This window comes from Neorhizobium galegae bv. orientalis str. HAMBI 540 (assembly GCF_000731315.1).
GTDB lineage: Bacteria > Pseudomonadota > Alphaproteobacteria > Rhizobiales > Rhizobiaceae > Neorhizobium > Neorhizobium galegae.
In genome coordinates this window covers 1,486,119-1,508,551 of record NZ_HG938353.1, presented here as the reverse complement: position 1 = coordinate 1,508,551, position 22,433 = coordinate 1,486,119, and the positions used below count along the sequence as shown (strand labels likewise).

Sequence of the window (22,433 nt, the reverse complement as noted above, 5' to 3'; positions counted from 1 at the left end):
AAAGAGTTATTTGCTCTTCGGCACGCGCGGCACCGTGGTGCCCTTGCGGGGCGGCGTCTTGGGCGCGTCATCCGAAGCGATCACGTCCGCATCGACCATGGCGCGAGCCCTGGCCGGGCCGCCGTCCTTGTCCTTCGGCGCCGACTTCTTCGGCGCCTTGGCCTTGACGACCTTGGTTTCGGCTTCCTCGGCGGCCTCTTCCACCTCGGCCTCCGGCTTCGGCTTCACGGGGGTCGCCTCGGAGATCGAGTCGAGGACGAGCTTGTCCTTGCCATCCTCGCCCTTGCCCACCGTGACGCGGACCACACCACCCTTACGCAGCTTGCCGAACAAGATCTCGTTGGCGAGCGGCTTCTTGATGTATTCCTGGATGACGCGAGAGAGCGGACGGGCACCCATCTTCTCGTCGTAACCCTTTTCCGCCAGCCAGGCGATCGCGTCCTGATGCAGGTCGAAGGTGACGTTGCGTTCCGAGAGCTGCGTCTCGAGCTGCATGACGAACTTCTGAACGACCTGATGGATGACCTCGGTCGGCAGCGGTGCGAACTGGATGATCGCATCGAGGCGGTTGCGGAATTCCGGCGTGAACAGGCGGTTGATCGCCTCTTCGTCCTCGCCGGTGCGCTTGGACGAACCGAAGCCGATGGCGGCCTTGGCCATTTCCGATGCGCCCGCATTGGTCGTCATGATCAGGATGACGTTGCGGAAGTCGATCTTCTTGCCGTTGTGATCGGTCAATGAACCATGGTCCATGACCTGCAGCAGGATATTGTAGATATCCGGATGCGCCTTCTCGATTTCGTCGAGCAGGACCACTGAGTGCGGATGCTGGTCGACGCCATCGGTCAGGAGACCGCCCTGGTCAAAGCCGACATAGCCGGGAGGTGCGCCGAGCAGCCGCGAGACCGTGTGGCGTTCCATATATTCCGACATGTCGAAGCGCAGTATCTCGACGCCGAGCGAGGCGGCAAGCTGTTTGGCGACTTCCGTCTTGCCGACGCCGGTCGGGCCGGAAAAGACGTAGGAGCCGATCGGCTTGTTCGGTTCGCGCAGGCCCGCACGGGCAAGCTTGATCGCGGTCGACAGCGCTTCGATTGCCGCATCCTGGCCATAGACGACCGAACGCAGTTCCTTTTCCAGGTTGGCGAGAACCATCTCGTCATCCTTGGAGACGGTCTTTGCAGGGATCCGCGCCATCGTGGCGATCGTAACTTCGATCTCCTTCTCCGTGATCAGCTTGCGGCGCTTGGAAGCGGGCAAGAGCATCTGGGCCGCACCGGTCTCGTCGATCACGTCGATCGCCTTGTCCGGCAGCTTGCGGTCGGAGATGTAGCGAGCCGAAAGCTCGACGGCCGCCTTGATCGCGTCGTTGGTGTAACGAAGCTTGTGGTATTCCTCGAAATAGGGCTTCAGGCCCTTCATGATTTCGATCGCATCGTCGATCGACGGTTCATTGACGTCGATCTTCTGGAAGCGGCGAACCAGAGCCCGGTCCTTTTCGAAGAACTGGCGGTATTCCTTGTAGGTGGTCGAACCGATGCAGCGGATCGCGCCCGAAGACAGAGCCGGCTTCAAGAGGTTCGAGGCATCCATCGCGCCGCCGGAAGTGGCCCCGGCGCCGATGACGGTGTGGATCTCGTCGATGAACAGAACCGCACCCGGATACTCTTCAAGTTCCTTGACGACCTGCTTCAGCCGTTCTTCGAAGTCGCCACGATAACGGGTGCCGGCGAGCAGCGTACCCATGTCGAGCGAGAAGATGGTGGCGTCGGCGAGCGCCTCCGGCACCTTGCCTTCGATGATCCGCTTGGCGAGGCCTTCAGCGATCGCCGTCTTGCCGACACCCGGATCACCCACGTAGAGCGGGTTGTTCTTGGACCGGCGGCACAGGACCTGGATCGTCCGGTTGACTTCGGCATGGCGGCCGATCAGTGGGTCGATGCGGCCGTCGCGGGCCTTTTCGTTCAGATTGACGCAATAGGCCTTGAGGGCATCCTGCGGTTTCTTGGCCGAACCTTCCTCCTGGTCGCGAGCGGAGGGCTTGGCTTCCGACTCGCTGTCCTCGGCGCCGCGCGGCGTGCGGGTCTGGGAGGTGCCAGCACGCTTGCCGATGCCGTGAGAAATGTAGTTGACCGCGTCGTAGCGGGTCATTTCCTGCTCCTGCAGGAAGAAGGCCGCATGGCTTTCCCGTTCCGCGAAGATCGCGACGAGAACGTTGGCGCCGGTCACTTCCTCGCGGCCGGAGGACTGGACGTGGATGACGGCGCGCTGGATGACGCGCTGGAAGCCGGAGGTCGGCTTGGAATCCTCGTCATAACCGGTGATCAGGTTGGCAAGTTCATTATCGACATAGTCGGCGACAGTCTTGCGCAGGGTTTCCAAATTGACGTTACAAGCGCCCATGACCGCGGCTGCATCGGCATCGTCGATCAACGCCAAAAGCAGGTGCTCGAGCGTGGCATATTCGTGATGCCGCTCGTTGGCAAAGGTCAGTGCCTGATGCAGCGCCTTTTCTAGACTAGGCGAAAATGTTGGCACGTCGGGTTCCTCACTTCTTTTCCATGACACATTGCAGCGGATGCTGGTGTTGCCGGGCGAAGTCCATGACCTGGGACACTTTGGTTTCCGCTACTTCGTATGTAAATATTCCGCATTCCCCCACGCCGTGATTGTGGACGTGGAGCATGATACGTGTCGCTGCCTCCCTGTCCTTCTGAAAGAAACGCTCCAGAATGTGGATGACGAACTCCATCGGCGTATAATCGTCATTCAGCAGCAGTACGCGGTAGAGATTTGGCTTCTTTGTTTTCGGCTTCGTACGAGTGATGACCGAGGTACCGCGATTTGCGTTGTCTCCGTCGCCACCCTTTTCAGCTTGCATCAAGATCGGCAGTGCGATCATCTTCATTCATTCCCCAGTCATCCGGCGGGTTCGTCCGAATGGCCGAACGGCCGGACTTTAGTCTTCCTAACTTAGTTCATTGAACGCGGATTTTAAGCCCCCTTTGCGGCCACGCAATCACTATTCCGCTAAAGAGATGATGGAACACGCCGAAAGTCGGGTATTTCCGCATTGGCATGAATCAAAAAGGCCGGCAGCGCTGAACGCCGCCGGCCTTCTATGATAAAGGCGTCGCTTGGAGGGGCCGCTATGCGCGTTACGCGGCGTTTGCGGTCACCACGGCGGTCGACTTGGCGACCGGCGCTTCGTAGGGCTTGTAGGCCGTCTTGGCGAGATCGGCATACATGTCGGTGATCTTGGTCGACTCGGCAATGAAGCTTTCATAAGCCGATTTCACGTACTTGGTCTGGAGCTCGAAGGCCGCCTCGACGCTGCGGGTGGAGGCGAGCTCTTCCATGAAACCCGTCATATCCTGGAAGGACTTCTTGGAATAGTCGGTCGCTTCGGTGGCGATCGCCTGATAACTCTTGGCGATCTCGGAATAGCTCTTCAGCATTCCGTCCATCGCTTCCTTGCTCTTCTTATTGGCCTCATCGAAATTGAACATCGCCTGTCCCTTTGTTCTATTCGTAGACGCTGATAGAAAGCGGCATGCCGATAAAAGTCAAGGCTGATTTGTGCGGCGCAAAATCACCTTTGGTTGCAACAGGATTCATGCAAATGCATAGATGGATTCAGGCGTCTGATTTTGCGAAGATATATCAGCGGATCGCGACCTGCCGCGCAAAAACGCCGCAGCCATTTTCTTTCCACCTGGCGGTGCCCTCCGCACGAATCAAAAAGCGGGCCTGTGAGCCCGCCCTGAGGTGCCGCGGTCGGTTCGATCAGAGATCGACCTCCAGGATCGCCATGGAAAAATTGTAAGAGCGGTCGCCATCCTCGTCATCGATATAGACGACGCCGAGAAACTCGTCTCCGAGGTAAACTTCGGCCGAGTCGTCCTTGCGCGGACGCGCCTTGACGATCGCCTGCGGATTGATCACGCGCTTGAAATAGGCGTCGAGCTTCTTGATTTCGTCCGGTTTCACGTTTCTCTCCGTCAGCGGTTCTCGATTGCGGCGCTTTTGGCATGGGACAAAGGCGAAAGTAAAGCCGCCAGAAATAGCCTTTGCCGCTCTTTCCCCGATGTTCAGTGGCTCACGATATTCCGTGAGCCGTCGATATCGGGCGAGCGGCAAGGCGAACGCAGACGAATCAGTCGTCAGCCCCGAGAATCTGGTCCATCAGGCGCGACGGTTCCGAACACCCGGCACTCCCGACCACCTTTGCCGGCACGCCGGCGACGGTCGACTTCGGCGGAACGGCCTTCAGCACCACCGAGCCCGCGGCAACGCGAGAGCACGAGCCGACCTCGATATTGCCGAGGATCTTGGCGCCGGCACCGATGAGGACGCCGTTGGCTATCTTCGGATGGCGGTCGGCGCCTTCCTTGCCGGTGCCGCCGAGCGTCACGCCGTGCAGGATCGAGACGTTGTCGCCGATGACGGCCGTCTCGCCGACCACCAGGCCAGTGGCGTGATCGAGGAAGATGCCCTTGCCGATGCGGGCTGCCGGGTTGATGTCGGTCTGGAAGACGCTGGAGGAGCGGCTCTGCAGATAGAGCGCGAAGTCGCGGCGGCCGCGGTTGAACAGCCAATGCGCCAGCCGGTGGGTCTGGATCGCGTGGAAACCCTTGAAATAGAGGACCGGCTCCATGAACCGCAGGCAGGCAGGATCGCGGTCGTAGACCGCCTGGATATCGACGCGCATGATCGCGCCCCATTCCGGCCAGTCGGCCAACATTTCCATGAAGGTCTGGCGCAGGAGAACGTCCGGAATATCCGCATGAGCGAGGCGCTCGCAGATGCGGTGCACGACGCATTCCTCAAGCGAGCGATGGTTGAGCACGGCAGAATACAGAAATGCGGCGAGCAGCGGGTCCTGCTCGGTCGCCGCGCGCGCCTCCTGGCGCAACGTATCCCAGATGGGATCCATCGTCGCGACCGGCTCCTGGCGGATTTCAGTTCTCGCGGCCATCGCCGTCTCCTCGTTTGCCGTATGGCAGAGCTTCGTACGGCCAGTATATAGAATAAGTTTACGCCGAGACCAATGGGCGCAAAATCGCATTCCGTTGATCGTAAGAATGAAGAAACCTACGGCCTTGCGGAGAGTTCCGCGTAAAAGTCCAGAACCGCCTTCTTGAACACCCGGTCGCCGACTGCGAGCATATGGTCGCGGCCGGGGATATCGAGGGCAATCGCATGCGGCATCAAAGCGGCGAGCTCCTGCGCGGAACCGGCAATGTCGTCGTTGGTTCCGACGCCGATCAACGTCGGCGCGTCGATACGGCCCATGTCGGCCCGGGTCACCAGATCCCTCGAACCGCGGATACAGGCGGCCAGAGCTTCCCTGTCGCTCTTCGTCTGGTCGGCAAAGGCGCGGAACATGCGGCCGCGGGCATGGCTGACGTCATCGAGCGAGGGGGCAAGCAAGGCGTCTGCGATCGGGTCCCAATCCCCTACCCCGTCGGTCATGCCGATGCCGAGGCCTCCAAGCACCAGCGAACGTACCCGATGCGGATGCGCAAGTGCGGAAAAGACCGAGATGCGGGCGCCCATCGAATAACCGAAGACATGCGCTTCCGGGATCCTCAAATGATCGAGGAGCGCCATCGAATCGTCGGCCATCACCCACGGCCGATAGGCTTCCGGATCGAGCGGCTTGTCGCTTGCTCCATGCCCGCGATTGTCCATGGCAATCACCCGGTAGCCAGCGTCGCCCAGCGTCTTCAGCCAACCCGGATGTACCCAGTTGACCAGCGCGCTCGAGGCAAACCCATGGATGAGCAATACCGGATCGCCGGACGGATCGCCTTCGTCGAAATAGGCTAGATCAAGACCCTCATGGGAAAACGTGGAGAAGGCAGGGGCGTTGAGATTCATCGGGCAGTCCTCATTGACGCCCGGAACATAAGGGATGATCCGCGGCGTTTGAACCCGTGCCCGACACGAAATCGACGCGCCTGCGGCGGTTTTCCCACTACACAATCGCCAAGCGGGCGGCTAATGTCCGGCGCAAATCAGACGCGCCGCATTCAAGTATCGGAGACCATCATGGCCGGGCACAGCATTCCCCATTTCCAGAACGACGGCGGACATCGCTTGATCCAGATCGGCGTCAAGGAATTCATGTGCACTGGCGCTTCGGTTCCCTTCGACCACCCGCATATCTTCATCGACATGGGCGACGACAACGAGAAGGTTTGCTCCTACTGCTCGACCCTCTACCGCTACAATCCGTCGCTGAAGGCCGAACAGACCGACCCGCCAGGCTGCGTCTTCCACGTCAAGGCCGCCTGATCGGCATTCCGACATGCCCATTGAAAGTGTAGCGATCATCGGTGCCGGCATGGCCGGGCTGACGGCCGCGCTCGCCTTCGCCCACCACGGCATAGCCTGCGACATTTTCGAAGAAGCAGCCGCCCTGATCGAGGTCGGGGCCGGCCTGCAGATATCGCCGAACGCGTCGCACGTGCTCTCCGAACTCGGTGTCCTGCCCGCACTTGAAGCCGTCTGGACCGAACCGGAACGGATTGCGCTCGTTTCGGGGACATCGCTCAGACCGCTTGCGCATGTGCCGGCCGGGCGTTTCGCCCGCGAGCGCTGGGGTGCGCCCTATGGGGTCCTCCACCGTGCGACGCTTCAAAAGGCGCTGCTTGAGGCCGTCGAACAAAGCCCGCTCTGCAAAATCCATCTGGATACGCCTGTCCGCAAGGATCCGCACGGGACGCTGGCCGGGATCACCGGCAGAACCTATCCCCTGATCGTTGGCGCAGACGGCGTCTGGTCCAATCTGCGCGCCGACATGCCGGACAGCCCGCAGCCGGATTTTTCGCGCAATGTCGCCTGGCGCTTCACAATTCCCGGCAGCGCCAGACCCGACTGGCTGGCCGCGGACCAAGTCACCGCCTTTCTCGGGCCGTCGACCCATGTGGTTGCCTATCCGCTCAAGGAAATCGACGGGTTCAACGTCGTCGCAATCGCCTCCGGCATCAGCCCCGGCAAGACGTGGGATGCACAAGCCAGCGATGCGCAGCGGCGCATGCTGCTCGGCCAGTTCCATCGCTGGGACCGGCGTATCATTCAACTGATCGAAAGGGCCGAACAGCCGACCTTCTGGCCGCTCTACCAAGTCGGCGCCGGCCGCTGGCACAACGGTCGTGACAGGGTGCTGATCGGCGATGCGGCGCATGCGATGATGCCGTTTGCGGCCCAGGGCGCATCGATGGCGATCGAGGACGCGTTCGTGCTGGCAAACCGTGTGGCCGGTCCCCTGTCACTTACGCAGGCGCTGGCCGATTTCGAGAGCGAACGCACGCGGCGGATCGCCAAGGTTCGCGCCCGCGGCCTGTTCAACCGCTTCGCCTATCACGCCCGCGGCCCGATCCGGCTCGGCCGCGATATCGTCCTGTCGCTGCGTCCGCCGCAATCGCTCGCGGCGGATTTCGACTGGCTTTACGGCTTCAAGGCGCGGTGATCAGATCTCGGCCGCGGCCGCGAAACCGATTTCCAGGTCCTTCTTCAGGTCCGCTACGTCTTCGAGGCCGATCTGCAGGCGAATGACCGGACCTTCCGGCGGCGCTTTGCGGATGGTGCGGTCCGACAGATTGACCGGCACGGCGAGGCTCTCGTAACCGCCCCAGGAATAACCGAGGCCGAAAAAGGACAGCGCGTCCAGGAAAGCGTGCGCCTTGGCTTTCGCCTTGTCGCCCTGCGCCTTCAGCACGAAAGAGAAGACGCCGCTGGCGCCCTTGAAATCGCGCTTCCAGATCGCGTGGCCCGGAAAGCTCGGCAGCGCCGGGTGCAGGACGCGCGCGACGTCGTCTCGGCGCTCCAGCCACGTGGCGATATCGAGTGCGCTCTTCTGATGATGTTCGAGACGTACGCCCATGGTGCGCAGGCCGCGCAGGATCTGGTAGGAATCATCCGGTGCGCCGCAGATCCCGAGCGCAATGCGGGCCTCCTCGAGCTTGGGCCAGTGCTTGGCATTGGCCGAAACCGAGCCCATGATGATGTCCGAATGGCCGGACGGATATTTCGTCGTCGCATGGATCGACACATCGACGCCGAAATCGAGCGGCCGGAAATAAAGCGGCGTTGCCCAGGTATTGTCCATCGTGACGACGCAGTCGTGCCGGTGAGCCGCGTCGGCGATTGCCCTGATATCCTGCATCTCCATGGTGTTGGAGCCCGGAGCTTCGGTATGGATCAGCCTGGTGTTCGGCTTGATCAACGCTTCGATGCCGGCGCCGATTTCCGGATCGTAATACTCGATCGAGACGCCGAGGCGCTTCAGCATCGTATTGCAGAAATTACGGCACGGCGTGTAGACGGAATCGACGATCAGGGCGTGGTCGCCGGCCGAGAGATAGGCGAGAAACGGCACCGAAATCGCTGCCAGGCCCGAGGGAACAAGAATGGTGCCGGCCGAGCCCTCCAGCTCGTCGAAGGCCGCGCAGAGCGCATCTGTCGTCGGCGTGCTGCGGGTCCCGTAGGTGTATTTCTGGGCCCGCTTCTCCATCGTCGCAGCGTCGGGAAACAACACGGTCGAAGCGTGGACGACCGGCGGATTGACAAAACCGTGGTAGTCGGACGGATCGTTGCCCATATGGGCGAGACGCGTGTTGGGGCCAGCACCGGTGAACAGGGACTCGTTCGTCTTTTTCATGTCGGGGAGAGCTTTCTTTGGCAATGGAGGCACAAAGTTTTGCCGCCGCAACAGGGCCCGGTCAACCCCGCGACAGGCGCTTAAATCAGATACATCAGGCAACCTTCCATCTCACGGAAAACGCACCTCTTTTGATCATATGCTGCCTAAACTTTAGGTAACTGAGCGTTTTCTGAGCCGGGTTAACGAATTTACCTCATTTCAGACGCAATTCGAAATGGCGACACTTGACCCTGCGTTGTTTTGCGAATGAGATAGCAACGCCTGCACCGGGAGGGTTAGCGGGCGGCCGGCCGTATTCGAAAAGACAGGGGAGCGGTTGGTGCCATCAAGTCACAGAAAACCACAGATAAAGGTTGGGAAAATGAAAAAGACGCTTCTGTCAGCCGCGATTGGCGCAGCGGTCCTTGGCTTCGCATCGGCGGCATCGGCCACCACGCTGGATACCGTCAAGTCCAAGGGTTTCGTTCAGTGCGTCGTCAACACCGGTCTCGCCGGCTTTGCCGCACCGGACGCATCGGGCAACTGGTCCGGTTTCGACGTTGACTACTGCAAAGCCGTTGCTGCTGCCATTTTTAATGACGCAACGAAGACCAAATACACCCCGACCACCTCGCAGACCCGCTTTACGGCGCTGCAGTCGGGCGAAGGCGACGTCCTGTTCCGCAACACGACCTGGACGATCAACCGCGATACCGCGCTCGGCTTCAACTTCCGTACCGTCAACTATTACGACGGTCAGGGCTTCATGGTACCGAAGAGCCTCAACGTAAAGTCGGCTCTGGAACTCTCCGGCGCTGCCGTCTGCGTTCAGTCCGGCACCACCACCGAGCTTAACCTCGCCGACTTTTTCAAGGCTAACAAGCTCGAATACAAGCCGGTCGTCTACGAAAAGCTGCCGGAAGTGAACCAGGCCTACCAGGAAGGCCGTTGCGACGTTTACACGACCGACCAGTCCGGCCTCTATTCGCTGCGCCTGTCGCTTTCGAACCCGGATGAGCACATCATTCTGCCGGAAATCATTTCCAAGGAGCCGCTCGGCCCGGCCGTTCGCCAGGGCGACGACCAGTGGTTCGACATCATTTCGTGGACGCATTACGCATTGGTGCAGGCTGAAGAATTCGGCATCACCAAGGCCAATGTCGACGACATCCGCAAGTCCTCCACAAACCCGGACGTCCGCCGCTTCCTCGGCGTCGAGAAGGATACCAAGATCGGTACCGACCTCGGCCTGACTAACGACTGGGCCTACAACATCATCAAGGCCGTCGGCAATTACGGCGAAGTGTTCGAGCGCAACATCGGCCAGAACACTCCCCTCAAGATCCAGCGCGGCCTCAACGCGCTCTGGACCAAGGGCGGCCTGCAATACGCTCCGCCGGTTCGTTAATCGGCCAAACCAAGACGGGATAAGGCGGCTCAGCCGCCTTATCCCCGGCATAAAAAGAAAAACGCATAAAAAGAAAAAGACCTCAAAAACGAGGTCACAGGGGAAAAGGCCAGCATGACAGATCACGCTGCAATTGCGCCTTCCGAAGCGCGAACTCTCAGATCCTATATCTACGACCCAAAGATCCGGGCTATTTTCTTCCAGATCCTCACGCTCGTCATCGTCGTCGGCGTCGGCTGGTCGATTTTTGACAACACCGTCGCCAACCTTGCGCGCTCCGGTACCGCTTCCGGATATCAGTTCCTCAAAGGCCGCGCCGGTTTCGACATCGGCGCTTCGCTCATCGATTATTCGAGCGATTCGACCTACGGGCGCGCCATCCTCGTCGGTTTTCTCAATACGATCCTGGTGGCGTTTTTCGGTATCATTACCGCCACGACCATCGGCTTCATCATCGGCATCGGGCGTCTTTCGAAGAACTGGCTGATCGCAAAACTCTGCACCGTCTATGTGGAAGTCTTCCGCAACATTCCGGTGCTGCTGATCATCTTCTTCTGGTACAAGGGCGTGCTTTCGTCCCTGCCGCAGGTTCGGGACTCGGTCAAACTGCCGCTCGGCATGGTGCTCAACAACCGCGGGCTGGCCTTCCCGAGGCCCGTCTGGGGTGACGCCGCATGGGTCATCCCCATCGCGCTGCTGGTCGCCATCGTCGCGACTTTCTTCGTCGCGCGCTGGGCAAAACAGCGGCAGATGCGCACCGGCAAGCAGTTCCACACGATCTGGACGGCGATCGGGCTGATCGTCGGCCTGCCGGTCCTCGTCTTCCTGGCCGCCGGTGCTCCGCTGACCTTCGATTTCCCGATCGCGGGCCGCTTCAACCTCTCCGGCGGATCGGTGATCGCCCCGGAATTCGTGGCCCTCTATCTGGCCCTGTCCTTCTATACGGCCTCGTTCATCGCTGAGACGATCCGCGCCGGCATCCGGGCCGTGGCCAAGGGGCAGAGCGAAGCGGCCGCGGCACTCGGCTTGCAGCCCGCCACCACGACCCGCCTCGTCGTCGTACCGCAGGCAATGCGGGTCATCATCCCGCCGCTGACCAGCCAATATCTCAACCTTACGAAAAACTCGTCGCTCGGCATTGCCGTGGGCTTTCCGGAACTGGTCGCAACCGGCGGCACCACGATGAACCAGACCGGACAGGCGATCGAAGTCGTGTCGATCTGGCTCGTCGTCTATCTCAGCATCAGTATCACGACCTCGCTGTTCATGAACTGGTTCAACTCCAAAATGGCCCTGGTGGAGAGGTAAGATCATGAACACGAAAAACCTTGCCTATGTCCGCCCGGAAATGATCGCCCCCGCACCCGCTCCGCTCAGCACCAGGAGTGCCTCGGGCTGGATCCGCATCAACCTTCTGGCCACGCCGAAAGATGCCGCGCTGACGATCCTTGCGGTTGCGCTTCTGGTCTGGCTCCTGCCGGGCATGATCAACTGGCTGTTCGTCCAGGCTGCGTGGTTCGGGACGGACCGCTCGTTCTGCACCACCGCCGTGCAGGGCGGCATCAAGCCGAACGGCTGGAGCGGCGCCTGCTGGGCTTTTGTCGGCGACCGTTTCCAGCAATTCATGTTCGGGCGTTATCCGCTGGACGAACGCTGGCGGCCGGTGCTGGTGGCGATCCTGTTCATCGCCCTTCTGGTGCCGATCCTTATGCCGAAACTGCCTCGCAAGGGCCTGAATGCGCTGCTGCTTTTCGTCGGCCTGCCGATCGTCGCATTTTTCCTGCTGCATGGCGGTGCGTTCGGGCTCCAGAAGGTCGAAACCCCGCTGTGGGGCGGCCTGATGGTGACGCTGATCCTGTCCTTCGTCGGCATCGCCGTCTCCCTCCCCGTCGGCATTCTGCTGGCGCTCGGGCGACGCTCGACGATGCCGGTGATCCGGGTCATCTGCGTCACCTTCATCGAGGTCATCCGCGGCGTGCCGCTGATCACGGTGCTGTTCATGGCGAACGTGATGCTGCCGCTCTTCCTGCCAACCGGCTGGACGATCGACAACTTCCTGCGCGCATTGGTCGGCGTGGCGATATTCGCCTCTGCCTACATGGCCGAAGTGGTTCGCGGCGGCCTGCAGGCGATCCCGAAAGGACAGTTCGAAGGCGCCGATTCGCTCGGCCTCAGCTACTGGCAAAAGATCCGGCTGATCATCATGCCGCAGGCGCTGAAACTGGTAATTCCGGGCATCGTCAACACCTTCATCGGCCTCTTCAAGGATACGTCGCTGGTATCGATCATCGGCATGTTCGATCTTCTCGGGATCGTACAGCTGAACTTTACCGACACGACCTGGATCAGCCCGGTCACGCCGATCACGGGCCTCATCTTCGCAGGCTTCATCTTCTGGCTGTTCTGCTTCGGCATGTCGCGCTACTCCGCCTTCATGGAGCGGCACCTCGATACCAACCTGAAGCGATAGCTGGCCTGAAGCAATAACCGGCACAAACGATAACTAAGGGGATATAAATGGCAGACGCCCAACCCAAAAAAATGACCGTCTCGGCTACCGACGTTGCCGTCGAAATCATCGGCATGAACAAGTGGTACGGCGATTTCCACGTGCTGCGCGACATCAACCTGAAGGTGATGAAGGGCGAGCGCATCGTCATCGCCGGCCCGTCCGGCTCCGGCAAGTCAACGATGATCCGCTGCATCAATCGTCTTGAGGAACACCAGGCCGGCAACATCATCGTCGACGGCATCGAGCTTACCAACGACCTGAAGAAGATCGACGAAGTGCGCCGCGAAGTCGGCATGGTGTTCCAGCACTTCAACCTCTTCCCGCACCTGACGATCCTGGAGAATTGCACGCTCGCGCCGATCTGGGTCCGCAAGATGCCGAAGAAGCAGGCGGAAGAGATCGCCATGCATTATCTCGCCCGCGTCAAGATCCCGGAACAGGCCAACAAATATCCGGGCCAGCTTTCCGGCGGCCAGCAGCAGCGCGTGGCGATCGCCCGCTCGCTGTGCATGAAACCGAAGATCATGCTGTTCGACGAGCCGACCTCGGCGCTCGATCCGGAAATGGTCAAGGAAGTGCTGGATACGATGGTGAGCCTTGCCGAAGAAGGCATGACCATGCTGTGCGTCACCCACGAAATGGGCTTTGCCCGCCAGGTCGCCCATCGGGTGATTTTTATGGACCAGGGCCAGATCGTCGAACAAAACTCGCCGGCCGAATTCTTCGACAATCCGCAGCACGAGCGCACGAGGCTCTTCCTCAGCCAGATCCTGCACTGATCGGGCTTGTCTGAGATGCAATCACGGGGCGCTTCGGCGCCCCGTTTTCGTTTCACCAGCGGAAGGAATAACGAGCATTGACGCTCGTGACCGGGTCGGGCGCATCCGAGGTGCGGTCGAGCGCGCCGCTGACCGTCATGTACCGGCCGAGCCTCTTCTCCACGGAGACGCCTGCCCCGACCGTGCGAAACCCGTTGCTGCCGCTTGCCCGTCCGACCAGCGCCGTGCGGCTTGGGCTGTGCAACAGGCGAACCGACTGGCTCGCATCGAGGCCTCGCCATTCTCCCGAGGTCCCGTCATACCGCAGGCCGTAGCTGCTGCGCCTCTCGATATCGATCGTCGGCGTGGCGATTTCCTTTTCGTAATAATTCATGGTGATCCCGGCGCTGCCGGTATTGCCGTCGAGATCGACACCGACGCCGCGGTTCAGCTGATAGGCGGGCGTCTGGATCTTTTCCGCCGTGAAATTGCTCCAGAATTTGATGGGCGTATCGACCGGAGTTCCGCTCGTCGACGTATCGACACCCATCGAGATGCCGGCCTCGGTTTCGAGCCGGGTCGGCAGCTTCAGGCCGAGCTTGACGGAATAGCTGGTTTCGGAGTTGCGGATCGGCTTCCAGATCAGCGGCTTATCCTCCGCAAACCCCGGACCCGCCGTCAAAAAACACGCAAGCGCAAGACCCGCGCCGGCAGACAATATCCTGTTCATATCAAATCCCCACTCGAAGGCTCAAAAACAATGCAAGGGGTCCGGGCAGTCTGAACTGCCCGAATGAAAACCATTTCAATGTGTTGAAGGCGTTTGCCGAGGCCTGTGGCCGCAAGATCGCCGGTCTGCCTTCCGCGCGCGTGACGCTACGGAACTGACATCACCCATAATACGAAACAATGCGGCCATTCCGAATCCGCAATGCGGCAAGAATAGGATTTCGTGGGTCCGGCCATATTGGCGGCCGTGGCGTCTTGCGCGTCGGTCTTAGCCGAACCGCTCGTCTATGTGTTGCACCGACGCCGATATCACATTGTCGATGACGACGTGGGAGAGAAGTGTTGGCCCCACTTCCCAAAGCGCTCGCATGTGATCGGTATCCTCGTGTCGGCGATGCGCTTCCTCACTGGTAAAGGCCTCCGCGAGCAGGATCTTGTCGGGATGATCCGGCATCGGGACTAGTTCGATATAGAGGCAATCGGGGTCGAGCCGGCTTTTCTCCCAGATGATCACGCGCCGCCTCGAGATATTGCTCACACTTGCCAGGCTTGGTCGTGAAAAATCCGATGATGCATTTCATCTTCCCCTCCCAAGGTTGAACCGCGCCGACCGACGATGGATCGGAGATAGGGTGCCTTAGAATATAGGACACCGAGCTTAGGAACAAATCGCCCGACATCGCGTTCCCCGCGGCATCGTATCAAGCGGAGAGCGAACAGATGAACCTCAAGCTCGCAATGGGCGTGGCGCTTAGCCTGATGTGCATACCGATGGTGGCAGAAGCCCGGTCGAATTTGCAGCTCTACGGAGCAGTGCCCGTGGAAAGCAGCCCTCAACTTATGCAGGCGTACAACAGGGCGCTGGCGCGATGCCTTCCGGAAGCGGGTCTGGCAGAGGCAGGAGCGATCGCTGAGGCCAGCCTGCCAGCGGTGCGGCTGCGGGGTTGTCTGTATCGCAAAGGGTTCTTTTACCGAGGCGTCTATGCCTACCCGGTGGGTATCTCTGTTTATTATGTCAGGTAGTCGCGCGGCTCAGTCTCCGGCTGCGAAACATGACAGAAAATCCAACGATTTCAGCAATAAAGCGTGGCGACCCCTGCAGGACTCGAACCTGCGACCTGCTGCTTAGAAGGCAGCTGCTCTATCCAGTTGAGCTAAGGGGCCGATCTCGGCAGCAGCGCTCGGGAAGGCCCGAGCGGCTAAAAATCAATGCGTCCAGGGCTGGGTGCGGCTGAAGCGGAAATTGTCGGTGTAGGAAACGATCTGGCGATTCGGATCCTTCGGCTGGATGACGCGGTATTCGATGCCTTCGCGCTTGGCATAGGCTTCGGCCTGTTCCTGGCTTTCAAAGGTCAGGCGAAGCTGCTGTTTCATGTCGCCGGAGGAGGTGTAGCCAAGGATCGGATCGATGCGACGCGGCTGTTCCTGGTCGAATTCCAGCACCCAGAGATGGGTCTTGGCCTTGCCGGACTGCATGGCGGTCTTTGCGGGACGATAGATCTTGGCGGCCATTCCTGTAACGCTCCATGGAATGGAACGGATAAGGAGCCTCACCCAAAAGCGTGGTCGGAGTGGAGAGATTCGAACTCCCGACCCTCTGGTCCCAAACCAGATGCGCTACCAGGCTGCGCTACACTCCGTTCCTACGGTGGTTGCGAGATACACGGTTCCCCCTTGTGTCGCAACTGCAAAATGGACCCTTGGCCATTCTGAAGCCAAGAGTTTGAAAATTACCACTGATTGCCGATGCGTTTGCTGATCACCTTGTCGCCCACCTTTATCCCGAGCGCCTTCGAGCGGCCGGCATTGAGCTCCAGCACGAATTTCACCGGACCGTGCGAATCGATGATGTCGCGCGCATAGGGCACGGCGTTCTCGCGGATATGCGAGATCGTGCCGTCGCCTTGGATGAACAGCATGTCGAGGGGAAGGATGGTGTTCTCCATCCACATGGAGACCGGCCGCGGCGTGCCGAAATCGAACAGCATGCCGGCATCCGGCGCCATCACCTTGCGGTACATCAGTCCGCGCTCACGCTGCGCGTCGGTGAAAGCGAGTTCGATCGTGAACTTGTAGGTCTGGCCGGCCGCGGTCTTGATCGACAGCTCGTCGCGCGGGAAGGTCACGTCCTGCGCAACCGCACCGCCTGCCAAGATAAGAAAAAGCGCCGCAAGGGCGCTTTTGAGAAATGCTGGAAACGAGATACGCATCAGTGCGACCGGCTCACGGGATTTGGATTGTCGGGATGGATTTCCGCCGCCATCAGACCCTTGTCACCCGGCCCGAAACGGACCAGCACGACCTGGCCGGGGCGCAGCTCGGTGAGGCCGAAACGTCGCAGCGTTTCCATATGCACGAAGATGTCTTCCGTCCCCTCGCCGCGCGTCAGGAAGCCGAAACCCTTGGTGCGGTTGAACCACTTCACCAGAGCCCGTTCCAGACCGCTGGTCGCGGTCACCTGCACGTGAGTGCGCACCGGTGGAAGATCCGACGGGTGGACGGCGGTGGACTGGTCCATGGAGAGGATGCGGAACGCCTGGTAGCCGCGATCCCGCTTCTGGATCATCGCGACGATGCGCGTGCCTTCCAGAATGGTCTGGTATCCGTCGCGGCGAAGGCAGGTGACGTGCAGAAGCACATCCTGCATGCCGTTGTCGGGAACGATGAAGCCGAACCCCTTCGCCACATCGAACCATTTGACGACGCCGGTGATTTCGATCAGCTCGACCGGCTCGCCCGGAAGCTCTTCGAAACTGCCAACGTCTTTCGATGACATTCTGTCTGCCATATCCTGTCGGCCCCTCGATTACGCGTTACGACGTGACGATCAACTGATTCTCAGAGGATAGATTAACATCTTGCTAACCATTTAGCGCAAGTCCCTGCCTTGGCTTTATCCACCTTCATCTCTATCTAGAGTGGCTTGCTCCAGGCTGGCGTCTGCGCCATATCCAGCGCGGGCCCGCTGAGGGGTTCATCGGCGACCGGCCTTGTCGGAGGGAGACACCATAATGCGTTATCTTCATACCATGGTCCGGGTGAAAGACCTGGACGCCTCGCTTCATTTCTACACGACGGTCTTCGGCCTCAAGGAAGTTCGTCGCATCGACAACGAGAAGGGCCGCTTCACGCTGGTTTTTCTCGCGGCCCCCGACGATCTCAGCGACGCCAAGGACGTTCTCGCTCCCTGCGTCGAGCTGACCTACAATTGGGACACCGAGGATTATACCGGCGGTCGCAACTTCGGTCACCTCGCCTATGAGGTCGATAACATCTACGATTTCTGCCAGCATCTTTCGGACAACGGCATCATCATCAATCGTCCGCCGCGCGAAGGCCGGATGGCTTTTGTCCGCTCGCCGGACGGCATTTCGATCGAACTCCTCCAGAAGGGCGACAACCTGCCCGTCGCCGAACCCTGGGCTTCTGCACCGAATATCGGCAGCTGGTAGGATTTTTCAACGCGGCGGCATCTTTTTACTCAACCGCCGCGTTCTTTCCCCAACCTTGCCCCAGGCTAACCTCGTCACGGCTCGCCTGCCCCAAGCGGCTTGTCCGTGCCGCTCTTCCGCGAGATGCTCCAACACGATGATTCGCGACATGACGTGCGCGAGACGAGCTGACGGGGCACATCTTGCCGAAAACGCCTTTCCTTTGTTCGAATGTCCGCATGACGCTGGCGATCGCCTGTCTTTCTGCGTTGATGCTCGGCGGCTGCACCACCACGAAAAAGACGGCTGACGCCACGACGCCCGCGCCGCGCACCACGGTACCGGCGAGCGCCAAGGGCATCTTTGCCAAGGGCGGCACCACCGCCGCTAACCGTTATGTCGATCCAGCGATTGCCAAGGGCTCAGCGCAGCAGGCCCAGACATCGGCGGCGCCGGCTGCCGTTCCCACTGCGGAAAATACGTTCCCGCCAGCGCCTGCACAGCCGCAGCAGGCCTCGATCGCGGGTCTTGCGACGCAGCCGACCGGCGTGCGCGCCGATAGCGGCACGATCTTTTCGTCAAACCCGCCGATGGCCGCCGCTGCACCGTCCGGCAACGGTCCGGTTCCGGCCAACCTGCCGAGGCGGAATTTCAACGCCACCACCGCCAGCGTCTACAGCACCCAGCAGGCGACGCCTGCGGCCGCTTGTGGTGCAGACGCACAGGGCAATCCTTTAAGCTGCTGATTCGGCGCGATTTTCGCTTGGGTGACCGGCAACAAAAGGACCGTCATTTTTTTGTAAAAAAGATGGCTTTGGCGCTTGCGGGAAAGAAATCCCCTCTCTATAAGAGCGCCACGAAGCGCAGGCGCCCTTCGTCTATCGGTTAGGACACCAGATTTTCATTCTGGGAAGAGGGGTTCGACTCCCCTAGGGCGTGCCACTTCAACCTCCCCCAAGCTTTTGTTTTTATTCCTGTATCCAGCTTTCGCGCGCCGTTTTTCAGCCGTGTGATTTTTTGCGTACGCAAGCGCTGGAAAATGCAATTTTGCGCTTGCGAGATAGAAACACCCTGACTATAAGGGCGCCACCACGAAGCGCACGCGCCCTTCGTCTATCGGTTAGGACACCAGATTTTCATTCTGGGAAGAGGGGTTCGACTCCCCTAGGGCGTGCCACTTCTCTCACCGCAAAAGCAGATCCCATCCCAAAAAAAATTGACACGCCTCCTTACAGCGCCTTCACGGCGTCGAGCAAGCGAAGCTGCATGCGGCGCGTGCCCTGCCATTGGTCGGCAGTGAGGCAGCCGGCGGCGTGGATCTGCGCGCCCCTCGAATTCAGCAGCATATTGCCGAGCGGCGTTTCGGAGGCCCGGAAGGCGATCCCTTCGAGCCGTGAGCCGTCGGCCGCCTCCAGCGTCACCTTGATATGCGCGGTGCCAACCAGGCGGGCATCCTTCAGCCGGTGGGCAGGTATCGCGAAAACGGGCTGCGAATGACCGGAACCATAGGGGCCGGCCTGTTCGAGCTGGTCGAAGAGTTCGACCGTCGCACCGGAAGCCGAAAGCGCGCCATCGATCTTCAGTACGTGATTGGCGACCAGTGCCGGCACGCCCTCGCCCGCCATTTCCTCGAAGAAAGCCCGCAGGCGGCCGAGATTGCTGCGCTCGACGGTCAACCCCGCCGCCATGGCGTGGCCGCCGCCCTTGACGAGCAAACCTGAGTCCACCGCAGCGCGGACCATGCGGCCCATGTCGAAGCCGTTGATCGAGCGGCCGGACCCGGTGCCCCTGCCAGACGGATCGAAGGCGATCGCAAAAGCCGGGCGCTTGAATTTCTCCTTCAGCCGCGCCGCGATCAGCCCGACGATGCCGGGATGCCACTTGTCGCGCGCCGTGACGATCACGTTTGCCCCCTCACCGTTGCCGTATTCGGCCAGCACCTCGGCTTCCGCCTCCGCGAGCATGGCGGCTTCCATCGCCTGCCGCTCGCGGTTGAGTTCGTCCAGCCGCTCGGCGATCACCTCCGCCTCGATCGGATCTTCCAGCGTCAGCAGGCGGCTGCCGAGCGCCGCATCGCCGATCCGTCCGCCGGCATTGATGCGCGGGCCGATCAGGAAGCCGAAATGATAGGGCGTCACCGGGCCGCCGAGCCCCGCCTTGCGGAACAGCGCCGAAAGCCCGGCATTGCCCATATGGCGGGCCGCAAGCAGGCCCTTGACCACGTAGGCACGATTGAGACCCTTCAGCGGCACCACGTCGCAGACGGTGGCCAGCGCGACGATGTCGAGCCAGGCGAGCAGATCGAGCGATCCGGCGCGCGGATCGCCGATTTGCCGCATGTGGCGCGCGGCGGCGACCAGAACCAGGAAAACGACGCCGGCGGCGCAGAGATGCCCCTGGCCCGAGAGATCGTCCTCGCGGTTCGGATTGACGAGCGCCAGGCATGGCGGCAGTTCGTGGCCTAGCTGGTGGTGGTCGATGACCACGACGTCGCAGCGTTCGTCGCGCGCTGCGGCAAGCGCATCGTGGCTGGTGGAGCCGCAATCGACGGTAACGATGAGGCTTGCGCCATTTGCGATCAGCTGACGGATCGCCGTCGGATTGGGGCCGTACCCTTCGAAGATGCGGTCGGGAATATAGATTTCCGCCTCGACGCCGAAATGGCGGAGGAACCGGTAGAGCAATGCTGAAGAAGACGCGCCGTCGACGTCGTAATCGCCGAAGATCGCCACCTTCTGCTGCCGGGCGATCGCATCGGCGAGCCGCAGCACCGCCTTTTCGCAATCGGTGAGTGTGTAAGGATCCGGCATCAGCGAACGGATGGTCGGGTCGAGGAAAGCGGGAGCATCGTCGAGCGTAACGCCGCGGCCGGCCAGCACCCGGGCGACGAGATCGGGTATGCCGTGGACCTGGGCGATCGCCAGCGCCCGGTTCTGGGCCGCCTGATCGAGGCGCGACACCCAGCGCTGGTCGCCAGCGGAGCGTTCGACGCCGAGGAATGCGCGCGGGACGGGATCAACCGTTTCCGCCGTGGACGAAAGCGCGGAGAAAATTCTGGTCATGGAGCGCTTTTAGCGTATCGCGAGGGCGAGAGGAATCGATTTGACAGGATCGCCGGGCGGATCGGGCCATCTTTCGGTAACCGGCCGTTCACAACATCGACCAGACGAATGCCGAGCCGCTGATACCGGCCGCGGCGGCGAAGAATACCAGCAGGAAAGCGAAACTGCGCCGCCCTGCAAACTCGTCTCTGCCGGGCTGATCGTTGGCGTGGATGCGACGCGTGGGCCGCGAGCCATGTGGCTTGGGGCAGGCTCCACCGAGCCGCAGCCGGTATCCCTTGTTCCGCGTGTTCAAGTTTCGCGTCTTGACGGCCCGCGTATTCATGGCGATCGCGCAAGTGCCTCCTCGACGGTGATTGCCATTGGCAATTTACGTCCAGAGGCCCCCGAGCGGCCAGTCCGAGAGCCTTTGCGGCCCTTGTTTTCGAAGATGTTCTCGAAAAGTTCCGGCGTTACCCACAGGAAACAGCAGCGCCGGCTTTTCGAAGCGATCCGCTTTCTTAAAAAGCCTTGGGCCGCTCGATGCGAATCACCTGGGGCTCGCCGACGAGATAGCTCTCGGCCTTGATCGCATCGACCGCCTTGCGCACCGAATGCTCGGTGGTCGCGTGGGTGACGAGGATGATCGTCTTCGGTGTGTCAGTCGCGGCATCCGGCTTGGATCGCTGCATGATCGATTCCAGCGAGATGCCGTTTTCAGCCATGCGGGCAGCGATGCTGGCAAACACGCCGGTGCGATCGGCCACCGTCAGGCGGATGAAGTAGCCGCCCTCATGGCTCTGCATGCGAGCCCGCTTGTAAGGCGCCAGCGATGCGGCCGGGGTTCCGAGGACTGGAACGCGCTGCGCGCCCGGGCTGCTCTTAGCGATGTCGGCGATATCGCCAAGAACGGCGGAAGCGGTCGCGTTGCCACCGGCGCCGGGGCCGACCATCAGCAGTTCGCCTAGAATATCGGATTCGATCGCCACCGCATTGGTGACGCCGTCGACCTGGGCGATGACCGAGTCGTGCGGCACCATGGTCGGATGGACACGCTGCTCGATACCGCTGTCAGTCAACTGCGCAACGCCGAGCAGCTTGATCCGGTAGCCGAGGTCGGCGGCCGCATGGATGTCCTCGATCGAGATATTGCTGATGCCCTCGAGATAAATCTCGTCGGCGGCGATCTGCGTGCCGAAGGCGAGCGTCGTCAGGATGGCAAGCTTGTGAGCCGTATCGTTGCCCTCGATGTCGAAGGCCGGGTCGGCCTCCGCATAACCGAGGCGCTGCGCTTCCTTGAGGCAATCGGCAAACGACAGGCCTTCCTTCTCCATCCGGGTCAGGATGTAGTTGCAGGTGCCGTTCATGATGCCGTAGACGCGCGACACGGTATTGCCGGTCAGCGACTCGCGAAGTGCCTTGATGACCGGAATGCCACCGGCGACGGCTGCTTCGAAATTGAGAAGGACACTTTTCTCTTCGGCGATCTTGGCAAGCTCGACACCGGACGCTGCAAGCAGCGCCTTGTTGGCTGTCACCACATGAAGACCACGCGTCAGCGCTGCCTTTACGGAATCGGCGGCAGCACCCGAGGCGCCGCCTATCAACTCCACAAAAACGTCGATATCGGCCTCGTTGGCCATCTTTTCCGGCGTGTCGAACCAGGCGATGCCGGAAATATCGATGCCGCGGTCGCGCGACCTGTCGCGTGCCGTGACCGCCGTGATCTCGATCGCACGGCCGCACGTCGTTGCCAATTCATTCGCGCGGGTCTGGATGATCCGGACGAGCGAGGCACCCACAGTGCCGAGACCCGCAATGCCGACTTTGAGGGCGTCTGCCATGCTATTCTTCCTGATTACCTGGGAGGTGGCGGCCCAAGCGGGCCGCCGGAAATGCTGGTC

The 22,433-nt window shown here is 60.9% G+C and carries 24 protein-coding genes and 4 tRNA genes; 11 read left to right on the top strand and 17 right to left on the bottom strand.

The window, feature by feature from the left end; translation table 11 throughout:
* Positions 1-6 precede the first annotated feature (6 nt).
* From clpA to RG540_RS07710, 6 genes are all read right to left on the bottom strand, one after another.
* Positions 7-2,538 carry an ATP-dependent Clp protease ATP-binding subunit ClpA gene (clpA, locus tag RG540_RS07735; protein WP_038586326.1) on the bottom strand — a complete coding sequence of 844 codons (2,532 nt, stop codon included), beginning with the start codon at positions 2,536-2,538 and terminating at the stop codon, positions 7-9.
* A gap of 10 nt (positions 2,539-2,548) precedes the next feature.
* On the bottom strand, positions 2,549-2,902 hold the full coding sequence (gene clpS, locus RG540_RS07730; RefSeq protein WP_007758328.1) for an ATP-dependent Clp protease adapter ClpS: 354 nt from the start codon (positions 2,900-2,902) through the stop codon (positions 2,549-2,551).
* 256 nt (positions 2,903-3,158) lie between these two features.
* Positions 3,159-3,509, bottom strand: coding sequence for a phasin family protein (locus RG540_RS07725; RefSeq protein WP_038586323.1), 351 nt, complete (start codon positions 3,507-3,509; stop codon positions 3,159-3,161).
* A 277-nt stretch (positions 3,510-3,786) separates the two neighbouring features.
* A complete protein-coding gene (locus RG540_RS07720; RefSeq protein WP_037088580.1) occupies positions 3,787-3,990 on the bottom strand; it encodes a DUF3126 family protein in 204 nt (67 codons plus the stop codon).
* 166 nt (positions 3,991-4,156) lie between these two features.
* The gene (gene cysE, locus RG540_RS07715) at positions 4,157-4,978 is read right to left on the bottom strand and encodes a serine O-acetyltransferase (RefSeq protein WP_038586319.1); all 822 of its coding nucleotides are present in this window, start codon (positions 4,976-4,978) and stop codon (positions 4,157-4,159) included.
* 116 nt (positions 4,979-5,094) lie between these two features.
* Positions 5,095-5,883 carry an alpha/beta fold hydrolase gene (locus RG540_RS07710; RefSeq protein ID WP_038586316.1) on the bottom strand — a complete coding sequence of 263 codons (789 nt, stop codon included), beginning with the start codon at positions 5,881-5,883 and terminating at the stop codon, positions 5,095-5,097.
* Positions 5,884-6,054: 171 nt separating this feature from the next.
* Here RG540_RS07710 and RG540_RS07705 point away from each other — a divergent pair, with 171 nt between their 5' ends.
* Both RG540_RS07705 and RG540_RS07700 read left to right on the top strand, forming a co-directional pair.
* Positions 6,055-6,300 carry a zinc-finger domain-containing protein gene (locus RG540_RS07705; protein WP_007758304.1) on the top strand — a complete coding sequence of 82 codons (246 nt, stop codon included), beginning with the start codon at positions 6,055-6,057 and terminating at the stop codon, positions 6,298-6,300.
* A 13-nt stretch (positions 6,301-6,313) separates the two neighbouring features.
* A complete protein-coding gene (locus RG540_RS07700) occupies positions 6,314-7,477 on the top strand; it encodes an FAD-dependent monooxygenase (protein ID WP_038586314.1) in 1,164 nt (387 codons plus the stop codon).
* Here RG540_RS07700 and RG540_RS07695 read toward each other — a convergent pair whose 3' ends face one another.
* Positions 7,478-8,668 (bottom strand): cystathionine beta-lyase, encoded by a 1,191-nt coding sequence (locus tag RG540_RS07695; RefSeq protein ID WP_038586311.1) that lies wholly within the window; start codon positions 8,666-8,668, stop codon positions 7,478-7,480.
* A gap of 364 nt (positions 8,669-9,032) precedes the next feature.
* Between RG540_RS07695 and RG540_RS07690 the strand changes: the two genes are divergently transcribed.
* The 4 genes from RG540_RS07690 (at position 9,033) to RG540_RS07675 (ending at position 13,349) form a co-directional block, all read left to right on the top strand.
* The gene (locus RG540_RS07690) at positions 9,033-10,058 is read left to right on the top strand and encodes an amino acid ABC transporter substrate-binding protein (protein ID WP_038586309.1); all 1,026 of its coding nucleotides are present in this window, start codon (positions 9,033-9,035) and stop codon (positions 10,056-10,058) included.
* A 114-nt stretch (positions 10,059-10,172) separates the two neighbouring features.
* Positions 10,173-11,366 carry an amino acid ABC transporter permease gene (locus tag RG540_RS07685; protein WP_038586306.1) on the top strand — a complete coding sequence of 398 codons (1,194 nt, stop codon included), beginning with the start codon at positions 10,173-10,175 and terminating at the stop codon, positions 11,364-11,366.
* 40 nt (positions 11,367-11,406) lie between these two features.
* A complete protein-coding gene (locus RG540_RS07680; protein ID WP_407668901.1) occupies positions 11,407-12,528 on the top strand; it encodes an amino acid ABC transporter permease in 1,122 nt (373 codons plus the stop codon).
* A 47-nt stretch (positions 12,529-12,575) separates the two neighbouring features.
* Positions 12,576-13,349, top strand: a complete 774-nt coding sequence (locus RG540_RS07675; protein ID WP_007763130.1) for an amino acid ABC transporter ATP-binding protein — start codon at positions 12,576-12,578, stop codon at positions 13,347-13,349.
* Positions 13,350-13,401: 52 nt separating this feature from the next.
* Here the strand turns inward: RG540_RS07675 and RG540_RS07670 are convergent, their stop codons facing one another.
* Entirely contained in the window at positions 13,402-14,058 is a 657-nt protein-coding gene (locus RG540_RS07670) for a hypothetical protein (RefSeq protein WP_157884597.1), read from the bottom strand.
* Between the two features lie 267 nt (positions 14,059-14,325).
* Positions 14,326-14,571 carry a putative quinol monooxygenase gene (locus tag RG540_RS07665; protein WP_244446636.1) on the bottom strand — a complete coding sequence of 82 codons (246 nt, stop codon included), beginning with the start codon at positions 14,569-14,571 and terminating at the stop codon, positions 14,326-14,328.
* Positions 14,572-14,777: 206 nt separating this feature from the next.
* Here RG540_RS07665 and RG540_RS07660 point away from each other — a divergent pair, with 206 nt between their 5' ends.
* On the top strand, positions 14,778-15,080 hold the full coding sequence (locus RG540_RS07660) for a hypothetical protein (RefSeq protein ID WP_038586298.1): 303 nt from the start codon (positions 14,778-14,780) through the stop codon (positions 15,078-15,080).
* Positions 15,081-15,144: 64 nt separating this feature from the next.
* On the opposite strand, the gene RG540_RS07655 is transcribed toward RG540_RS07660, so the two are convergent.
* The 5 genes from RG540_RS07655 to RG540_RS07635 form a co-directional block, all read right to left on the bottom strand.
* Positions 15,145-15,221, bottom strand: a tRNA-Arg gene (locus RG540_RS07655).
* 42 nt (positions 15,222-15,263) lie between these two features.
* Positions 15,264-15,569 carry an ETC complex I subunit gene (locus RG540_RS07650; protein WP_038542496.1) on the bottom strand — a complete coding sequence of 102 codons (306 nt, stop codon included), beginning with the start codon at positions 15,567-15,569 and terminating at the stop codon, positions 15,264-15,266.
* A 51-nt stretch (positions 15,570-15,620) separates the two neighbouring features.
* Positions 15,621-15,697, bottom strand: a tRNA-Pro gene (locus RG540_RS07645).
* A 90-nt stretch (positions 15,698-15,787) separates the two neighbouring features.
* Positions 15,788-16,267, bottom strand: a complete 480-nt coding sequence (locus tag RG540_RS07640; protein WP_038542494.1) for a DUF192 domain-containing protein — start codon at positions 16,265-16,267, stop codon at positions 15,788-15,790.
* Positions 16,267-16,845, bottom strand: coding sequence for a cold-shock protein (locus tag RG540_RS07635; protein ID WP_037084473.1), 579 nt, complete (start codon positions 16,843-16,845; stop codon positions 16,267-16,269). The genes RG540_RS07640 and RG540_RS07635 overlap by 1 nt, the downstream gene beginning before the upstream one ends.
* Positions 16,846-17,068: 223 nt before the next feature.
* Between RG540_RS07635 and gloA the strand changes: the two genes are divergently transcribed.
* The 4 genes from gloA (at position 17,069) to RG540_RS07615 (ending at position 18,665) form a co-directional block, all read left to right on the top strand.
* Positions 17,069-17,509, top strand: a complete 441-nt coding sequence (gloA, locus tag RG540_RS07630) for a lactoylglutathione lyase (RefSeq protein WP_038586295.1) — start codon at positions 17,069-17,071, stop codon at positions 17,507-17,509.
* A 218-nt stretch (positions 17,510-17,727) separates the two neighbouring features.
* Complete coding sequence (locus tag RG540_RS07625; RefSeq protein WP_038586291.1) at positions 17,728-18,234, top strand: hypothetical protein; 507 nt, start codon at positions 17,728-17,730, stop codon at positions 18,232-18,234.
* A gap of 121 nt (positions 18,235-18,355) precedes the next feature.
* Positions 18,356-18,430: transfer RNA gene (locus tag RG540_RS07620), tRNA-Glu, on the top strand.
* A gap of 160 nt (positions 18,431-18,590) precedes the next feature.
* Positions 18,591-18,665: transfer RNA gene (locus RG540_RS07615), tRNA-Glu, on the top strand.
* A 52-nt stretch (positions 18,666-18,717) separates the two neighbouring features.
* On the opposite strand, the gene recJ is transcribed toward RG540_RS07615, so the two are convergent.
* The 3 genes from recJ to RG540_RS07600 form a co-directional block, all read right to left on the bottom strand.
* Positions 18,718-20,550 carry a single-stranded-DNA-specific exonuclease RecJ gene (gene recJ, locus RG540_RS07610; RefSeq protein ID WP_038586289.1) on the bottom strand — a complete coding sequence of 611 codons (1,833 nt, stop codon included), beginning with the start codon at positions 20,548-20,550 and terminating at the stop codon, positions 18,718-18,720.
* An 88-nt stretch (positions 20,551-20,638) separates the two neighbouring features.
* Entirely contained in the window at positions 20,639-20,875 is a 237-nt protein-coding gene (locus RG540_RS07605; RefSeq protein ID WP_038586286.1) for a hypothetical protein, read from the bottom strand.
* A gap of 175 nt (positions 20,876-21,050) precedes the next feature.
* Positions 21,051-22,373, bottom strand: coding sequence for a homoserine dehydrogenase (locus RG540_RS07600; protein WP_038586283.1), 1,323 nt, complete (start codon positions 22,371-22,373; stop codon positions 21,051-21,053).
* Between the last annotated feature and the right edge of the window lie 60 nt (positions 22,374-22,433).